The following is a 6,826-nucleotide window of genomic DNA, read 5'->3' as shown; positions in this document are numbered from 1 at the left end:
AGTTGCTCACCTGCATTCTGGCTTGCTGACTGTAGCCTGCGGTTAGCCGTTTGAGCCGATTCTTGGAACCTGTCTTCAGTTGCTTGGACAGCTCCCCGGATACCACCGACCTGTTCTTCCATCATCTGAGCAGTTTCTGGAGGCACAAAGGCAACATCATCACCAATTGTCAGTGCTTCTGGAGCAGGAACGAACGATCGCCCCGAGTAAGCATCGGCAAATACACCGCCAGAAACTTCGTATCCTTCCACCAGTCCACTATGTTCATCAAAGAACAAATCCACCAGTCCACCAAGGTAAAGTCCCTCAGTGGTCAGAATTCTGGTTCCTTTTAGTACGATATTCTGGTGTAGAATCTCTTTAATTGCAGGCACACGATGTGCCTTAACAACAGATTGTTTCGATTTAACTATGATCGCATCTGACCCGATCGCTTGCACCTCTTGTAGGGGAATAACTTTTGCATCCCGAAATAGTCCCTTCTCTTCAACTAGGAAACCCAAAAGTTGATTGCGTTTGTGATCAAAAATTAAATCTATAATTCGCTGAATTTTCTGACCCTTGTCAGAGGTGACGACTACTTTATCGATCACATCACTACCTTTACGCATTTCTCTATTCCTCGCAGTTATTATTGATTGGGTTGTCCAGTAACTTGTTCGTTAGTTGGCTGAATTTTTAGCTGAAAATATCGTCCCTCTCTGCCAAAACCGGGAACGATGTCAATAACGCCAAAGTATTCCATAAATACCCCAAAAATGGCGACAAGGATGATGAGAACGGTGATGTTTGCTCCAGTATTAGAGCGCTGTCCTACGAGTCTAGGCATTTTTTCCCTCTTATTTATTATTGTTTTTTATTGCCAAGCTTGCTGTAAAAATCAGATAAGGTTGTTTACATCATTATTAATTTGACGTACATATTTATCTCCCGCCATATGCCATCGCTCAGTTTATTATTTAAAAATAAATAAATTCCACAAAAAATATGGGCATTTGATTATTTTGATCTCTTTAATCGATGGTTTAAGCCATTTTCATTAGTGCTTGTCCTGATGATGGAGCGACTTACTTTAACGCACACCTCTATATATCTGTACAATGATCAAGTAAAAAGCCTAGTTTTACTTGATCACAAGTATTTAAATACACATATATGGTGAAAAAAAATTTTCATTCGCCACTATACTGTAGTTAGCTCTAAGTCTGGGATTCTTGTCTGCCTAGAATTTGTTTTTTAAGCAAACGAATTTCTCCTGCTAATTCTTGCCGAGTAGAATCTTTGAGCAAATAGCGAAAAGTAAACCAAATTGTGTAACCTAGTCCAATGAACTGTAGAATTGGAGAAACTAATGGAATATCATTTATTGCGTTCAGTACTGCTAGAAATATTCTCAGTGCCGTAACCGTTATCACAAGGAAAGCAAAGCTGATAATCGGTAGTTTGTATTCTTGGTAGAACCTACCTATGTACTCAGGTAGTTGTGCCAAAAATGTAGAAATCTGTCTACCAATTCTTTGCCATTGTTCTTCAGTTTCCGAGGCAGGCGGTAACATTGGCAAGTTTCCAGCCTCTGAACCTTTAAGTGCTTCTATCCGGTTTTGAGAGGCAGCATCAACGTATTGCTGTTGCTCTAATTCAGTTTCCATAATTCTCTCCTAATTTTCTGCAATGAGAACAGTTTTAAAGTTTAGGCTTTGTTGCTATCAACTTTGGCAACGGTTGCTTTAACAACTACATTTTTAACGCCTTTTATTTCCTTAGCTATGAATTTTTGACTCTATACAGTGAGTTAAAAAGTTTCATGTCGGCAGTTAACAATGATAACAGCAGGGTCTTCACTGTTGTTATCATTGTTGACTGTTTGACGAACTCCTCAGTTGTCACCTGCGGAGGCATCATAAATAATAAAATCCTCAATTACTCGCCGTTTGAGAATCGCTTTCACACGCTTAATCTCAGTAGCCTTGCCTTTAATTATTACTAAGTAATCGGCTCAATTAAAGCGATCGCTTAATTTCTTAGGGCTTCAATAATATTAAGACATTTTCATATTAGTTTTTCATCAATCTCTTGGAGTAAGTTTTTTTTCTCTAGAGTGAGATCAGGGCTTCAACTCAAACAACAAGCGCTAAACAAATATCAGGATATTTAATTGAAATGTAAGGTTTTAAGAAATTTAACTAACTGAAAGTTCTGAATTTATATGAATGTAGGTGCGTTTTAACCTGACATTTGCGGCTAGAATCTAGTCACAAAAATATTAATATATAGAGGTGTCCTGGTTTATGAATACTGCGCTCTAGAGTTTTCTAGGGCGAAGGTTGTAAGCAAGGTTTAAATCCCCACTTTGTTAAATGGCTTATTTTCATGCGGGGTTAAAGCTCTGACTGAAAAATCCCTAAAACCTGACTTACTTCTGGAAAATTTTAGTTATAATAGATTTCATCATCAGAGTGAAAAAAGTCAAGATATTGAAATAAGACTTTTTTATAATGCAAGTAAAACTAAATGAGATTACTACTTTTTCTGAAAGCTCAATATGATTTAACTCAATCTTCGGAAACAAGATTTATCTAAATTGAATGTGCTAAATTATAAAAAAGAAACAGCACATTTTAAGGAATAGAATAATGCCACTGCAAAAAATAAGTGAATTTGATACAGATTACCAGAATGCTATTCAAGGTAACGACATCAAAGGAATGGATGTGTATCTTCAGGGAACTGATGAGAAAATTGGTACAGTAAATGATGCTGTAGTAGACGACCAAGGAGCATTCCGCTATTTAATTGTTGACTTAGGCTTATGGATTTTTGGCAAGAAAGTATTACTACCAATAGGAAAATCGCGTATTGACTCTAGAGCAAACCGTGTATATGCCGTTGGAATCACAAAAGAGCAAGCAGAAAAGTTGCCTGAATATCAAGAACACACAGCGCTTGATTACGACTATGAAGAACGGGTGCGTGGAGGATATCGCACACCGTCTGTAGAAAGTTCAGCTGCGCTAGCATCGACAGATGGTCGTACTGCTCCCACTTATGATCGCAACAACTACACATACGCACAGGACGCGGATCTGTATGATGTCAACGCTCATGAAGACCAAACCTTCAAACTTTACGAAGAAAGATTGGTTGCCAACAAACAACGCCGGAAAACTGGAGAAGTGACAATTGGCAAGCACGTTGAAACAGAAACTGTAAGAGTTTCTGTTCCAGTGGAAAGAGAGCGAGTCGTGATTGAGCGAGTTACTCCTCAAGATGCAGGCAAAGTTGTGTCTGCTGAAACAGCTAACTTCGGTGAGGGCGAGGTAGCACATATAGAACTCTATGAAGAAGTTGCTGATGTCCAGAAAGAAGCTTTTGTGCGCGAAGAAGTCAGAGTCCAAAAAGTTGTAGACAAAGAAACCGTTGAAGTTAAAGAGACCATTCGACGTGAAGAGTTAGATGTTGATGCTGACGGTGGTACTATTGAGGAAAAAACTGGTAATAAGTTGCCCAAAGACCGTATTTAAGAAGACTGCTTTTAGCCTTCATCGCTTGTCAGACAGCACAGAGATTCCAGACTGAGTCTGGAATCTCTTTAAGGGTTTTCGGCCTTTTTGTGATCGAGCAAATGTATTTGCTTTCTGTATGCGTTCGCAAGAGTTGTAGAGATCCCCAATTAGATTTAATCTACCGATTTAGCCACAGCAGAGGAGAGACTTCTTCAAATTAGAAAGCGTCAAGTCTGCATTGGCTGAACTCATCGCCATACAAACTTAAAACACATATCGTGGTTTGAGAGCGAAGGAATATGTGTAGCAGATTGGCAGCAAACTCTCAATAATTTAGTTTATATTAGTTGAGTTCACGGCTTTTGAGATACGTAACCCGCTTTCCTCCAATTACTAATTTTCTTTAATAAACTCCTGAATTTCAATTGCTACAACTTCAGCACAAGATTCTGGTAAATCGTTTCCGGCATGGGCAATCATTTTCAACTCGACTTTCGGCATCAGCTGAGCATAAACCCGGCTCTTGACTAAAGCATCTGGTGTATCTTGGCCACCTTGTAAAATAAAAACTGGCACATCTATCATGTAAAGCCGCTTTTGCACTAATTCCGCCTCAATTTCTGCTTGTTGCCGTTTGAAAAGTAACTGACAACCTATGGAATACGGCAATAGTGCCTGACGCAGCTGCAAGTCTTGTGCAATTTTGTCATGCCAACCTAAGATTTTAGTGAAGGGAGTTAGCGATCGCAACAATTTAACTATTAGTGGTGGATAGCTCAGTAATCGCCGCATCTTCTGGCAATACTCTTCTTGTCCTGCTATCTCTACACCCTCTGGTGCAAGCAGTACCACACCATCAACTTTCTCTGGATACTTTAAAGCATAACTAGCAGCAATCCAACCCCCAAGAGAATGCCCTACTAAATAGACTTTTTCTAGCTTGACAGCTTGCAAAAACTCAGCCAAACACTCTACTTGTAAATCTATCGAATGGTGGATATTCGGATTTTCTGATTCACCAAACCCTAACAAATCAAGTGCAAAGCAATGGAAATCTTGTGCAAGGGACTCCATCACAGATAACCATTGACTACTCTCATTCCAAGCACCATGTAAAAAAATTATAGGAGTTTTTTCACCGACTTCACGCCAGAATATCAGCCCTTGAGAGAGCTTTATCCGCGAGTTACGGAATAGTGTATTCATTTTAATTTATTAGTTAACTTTTAGCACCATAATAAATAGTCATTGGTCACTTGTACTGAGCGACTTGTCTTGAGCGACTTGTACTCTTGCTAGTCGAAGTAAGCCGAGGTAAGTCGAAGTAAGTCGAAAGGAGCCGAAGTATTGGTCATTAGTAATTAGTTTTGGACAAATTACAAACAGAGAAGTGTGAGCCGAACGCGAATTTATGTTGAGTGGAGTCGAAACACAGCGTCTCGTAGAGAAGCTTCCCTAGATCATATACTTTGGCGGCAAATGACAAATACTTCGGCTTACCTCGGCTTTGCCCAACTCGAAGAAGAGGCTTCGCCCTAAGCGTAGTTATGCCGCAGGCTTTACGGCTACGCTCTCCCAAGGCTCGGCACGAATCGCTCAGTACAAGTGACAAATGACAAATGACTAAATATTGTTATGCCAGTGTTGTCAAGCCATTTAAGTAGTCTTGCAACTGCCGAGTATGGTCGTGAGACATCTGTCCTGAAGGCAGCAAATTGGGAGAGAAAGCTTGGATTTCCATGACTTCCAAAGTATCTAGAATCTCCATTGTCCCATGTACCTCGGCTTCAACCACAACACAAATTGAATGGATTCTGGGATCGCGGTCTGGTGCGGAGTAAACTCCTACTAAACGATTAATTTTCAGCAATTCTAGCCCGGTTTCCTCGAGCAATTCCCGGCGGACTGTGTTGGGAATATCTTCTCCCCAATCCACCATGCCTCCAGGCAATGCCCAAAGACCATCATCACGCCGTCGGATCAGTACAATCCGACCATCGGGTAAAATTGGGATGATACTAGTGCCAGTAATGGGATGACGAAATATAATACCCAATACTGTTTGTCCAATACGCCATAAGCTACGTGTGGACTGGACAGCTGCCGGAAAAAAAGCAATAACGTTCAATCTTCAAAATTTTTGTATTGTATTCTCTAGTTCTCTACCACTTACATAAACTCAACTAATGAGATTATTGATGAGTTTGGCTTTATACACGTATGTTTGCAGTTTGAGATTTTATTCTCATGATTCACGTAGAATATTATTGATTCTAACATCAAGTTTCAAGATAAGCACTGTATTCATGTATACATACAGTTTGCTTGCTCAGAAAGTTTTTCAGTTTCAAACTAACATTAGCCTTACCCAAATCAGCTATCACTAATATTTTTCAGCACACATTAAAAAAAACAATCTGAATGATAAGTTTGAGTCCAAAATTTAGCTTAAATAGCAAGAAGCCTCTCACCTACCCGCTAGGGAATCGCGTAGGATAGTTAACGATAACCAAGTAATTGTAGTGGAAAATCTCAATGTTAAAGGTATGATACGTTGTGACTGCCTAGCTAAATCCATTCATTAAGTTGGCTGGAGAATGTTTTGTACCATGCTTAAATACAAGGCAGAGGCAGAAGGAAAAATTTATCAAGAAGTAGACAGATTTTTCCCTAGTCCTAAAACTTGTCATGTATGCCTTAATTAAGTAGGTAGTTTACCTAATTCTTGATAATATTGATTAGTTTGTTCCAAGAACAACAATTAGTACCGCAAAGCGAAAGTCAAAAGTCACACATAATTGTGTTCCGGGCTTTTCGTCTAGCTGGTGGGGATAATTCTAAATTATTATTGACAGAGCAAGGTTGAATGCGATAGACTAGTACACTGTTTAAAGCGTATTTATTGCTGCACTAGGCTACAAGTATATCAATAACATTGGTAACTGATATTGCCTACGTGATGCCTAGTTGCTACTTTTTTGTTGTTTATTAATGAGGTGAACATGGCCAAGCGCCGTAACCCGAAAAAAGAAAAGGCGCTACGGAACCAGGCGTATGCCAGAAAGTTTCGTAAACGGACTACTACAGGAAGAATGCAAAGAAGGTTCCAACAAAGACCACCAAAGAGTGAAGAAGAAGAAGGAGCAGCAGCAGCTGACACTGAATAAGCTGTCTGCTTAAATCCTTGTTATTTAGATTATTTATCTTTTAGGACGTACAAATGTGCGCCCTTTTTTGTTTTTGGGGATTGGGGATTGGGGATTGGTTATTCTTCTTGTCTCCCTTATCTCCCTTGTCTCCCCTGCCTCCCCTGCTCCCCCTAC

9 protein-coding genes are annotated in these 6,826 nt (G+C 39.7%); 4 read left to right on the top strand and 5 right to left on the bottom strand.

From position 1 onward, the window contains the following. From ACFFAP_RS03175 to ACFFAP_RS03165, 3 genes are all read right to left on the bottom strand, one after another. Positions 1–611: PRC-barrel domain-containing protein (locus ACFFAP_RS03175; RefSeq protein WP_375509864.1), on the bottom strand; the 611-nt coding region annotated here is incomplete at its 3' end. Positions 612–631: 20 nt separating this feature from the next. Beyond that, complete coding sequence (locus ACFFAP_RS03170) at positions 632–829, bottom strand: hypothetical protein (RefSeq protein ID WP_375509863.1); 198 nt, start codon at positions 827–829, stop codon at positions 632–634. A gap of 370 nt (positions 830–1,199) precedes the next feature. After that, positions 1,200–1,649 (bottom strand): CAAD domain-containing protein, encoded by a 450-nt coding sequence (locus ACFFAP_RS03165; RefSeq protein WP_375509862.1) that lies wholly within the window; start codon positions 1,647–1,649, stop codon positions 1,200–1,202. A 984-nt stretch (positions 1,650–2,633) separates the two neighbouring features. On the opposite strand from ACFFAP_RS03165, the gene ACFFAP_RS03160 reads away from it, so the two are divergent. Further along, complete coding sequence (locus ACFFAP_RS03160; protein WP_375509861.1) at positions 2,634–3,521, top strand: DUF2382 domain-containing protein; 888 nt, start codon at positions 2,634–2,636, stop codon at positions 3,519–3,521. A 375-nt stretch (positions 3,522–3,896) separates the two neighbouring features. Here the strand turns inward: ACFFAP_RS03160 and ACFFAP_RS03155 are convergent, their stop codons facing one another. Further along, positions 3,897–4,709, bottom strand: a complete 813-nt coding sequence (locus tag ACFFAP_RS03155) for an alpha/beta fold hydrolase (RefSeq protein WP_375509860.1) — start codon at positions 4,707–4,709, stop codon at positions 3,897–3,899. Positions 4,710–4,895: 186 nt separating this feature from the next. On the opposite strand from ACFFAP_RS03155, the gene ACFFAP_RS03150 reads away from it, so the two are divergent. Beyond that, positions 4,896–5,042, top strand: coding sequence for a hypothetical protein (locus tag ACFFAP_RS03150; RefSeq protein ID WP_375509859.1), 147 nt, complete (start codon positions 4,896–4,898; stop codon positions 5,040–5,042). Positions 5,043–5,136: 94 nt separating this feature from the next. On the opposite strand, the gene ACFFAP_RS03145 is transcribed toward ACFFAP_RS03150, so the two are convergent. Then, a complete protein-coding gene (locus ACFFAP_RS03145) occupies positions 5,137–5,631 on the bottom strand; it encodes an NUDIX hydrolase (protein WP_375509858.1) in 495 nt (164 codons plus the stop codon). Positions 5,632–6,100: 469 nt separating this feature from the next. Here ACFFAP_RS03145 and ACFFAP_RS03140 point away from each other — a divergent pair, with 469 nt between their 5' ends. Both ACFFAP_RS03140 and ACFFAP_RS03135 read left to right on the top strand, forming a co-directional pair. Then, positions 6,101–6,208: a hypothetical protein gene (locus ACFFAP_RS03140; protein ID WP_375509857.1), complete on the top strand. Its 108-nt coding sequence runs from the start codon at positions 6,101–6,103 to the stop codon at positions 6,206–6,208. A 297-nt stretch (positions 6,209–6,505) separates the two neighbouring features. After that, positions 6,506–6,670: a hypothetical protein gene (locus ACFFAP_RS03135; protein WP_167407613.1), complete on the top strand. Its 165-nt coding sequence runs from the start codon at positions 6,506–6,508 to the stop codon at positions 6,668–6,670. Positions 6,671–6,826: the final 156 nt, after the last annotated feature.

This window comes from uncultured Nostoc sp. (assembly GCF_964245575.1).
GTDB lineage: Bacteria > Cyanobacteriota > Cyanobacteriia > Cyanobacteriales > Nostocaceae > Nostoc.
This window is presented reverse-complemented; position numbering and strand designations above follow the sequence as displayed.

Coding starts and splice junctions, on each gene's coding strand:
- ACFFAP_RS03170 (WP_375509863.1), bottom strand. CDS start 829: ATGCCTAGACTCGTAGGACAGCGCTCTAATACTGGAGCAAACATCACC.
- ACFFAP_RS03165 (WP_375509862.1), bottom strand. CDS start 1,649: ATGGAAACTGAATTAGAGCAACAGCAATACGTTGATGCTGCCTCTCAA.
- ACFFAP_RS03160 (WP_375509861.1), top strand. CDS start 2,634: ATGCCACTGCAAAAAATAAGTGAATTTGATACAGATTACCAGAATGCT.
- ACFFAP_RS03155 (WP_375509860.1), bottom strand. CDS start 4,709: ATGAATACACTATTCCGTAACTCGCGGATAAAGCTCTCTCAAGGGCTG.
- ACFFAP_RS03140 (WP_375509857.1), top strand. CDS start 6,101: ATGTTTTGTACCATGCTTAAATACAAGGCAGAGGCAGAAGGAAAAATT.
- ACFFAP_RS03135 (WP_167407613.1), top strand. CDS start 6,506: ATGGCCAAGCGCCGTAACCCGAAAAAAGAAAAGGCGCTACGGAACCAG.